Here is a 229-nt window from a genome sequence, read left to right as displayed (position 1 = left end):
GTTTTTACCTCGATTATCTACAACTGTTCGGGGTCAATTCCCAACTCTCGCAGTTTGACCGCTAGTTGGTCTTTCTGGTGTCGTTCGATTTCCAATTGATTTTGAGTAGTGATTAACTCATTTTGAACACTTCCTAACTGTCGTTGAGCTTCAGTGGCTGATTCTTCGGGGGTTGGTACTAAAACACTATCAGGACTAAAAAAGCGGAGTTGACGATTTTCTATCCCTA

At 41.9% G+C, this 229-nt stretch carries 1 pseudogene; it reads right to left on the bottom strand.

Going from position 1 to position 229, the window contains the following annotated elements:
* Window positions 1–17 precede the first annotated feature (17 nt).
* Window positions 18–229, bottom strand: a pseudogene (locus tag P5683_RS26270) (Uma2 family endonuclease); the annotation flags it as partial.

Source organism: Limnospira sp. PMC 1279.21 (assembly GCF_032349615.1).
Taxonomy (GTDB): Bacteria; Cyanobacteriota; Cyanobacteriia; order Cyanobacteriales; family Microcoleaceae; genus Limnospira; species Limnospira fusiformis.
The sequence above is the reverse complement of the archived record's forward strand: the minus strand, read 5'-3'. Positions and strand labels throughout refer to the sequence as shown.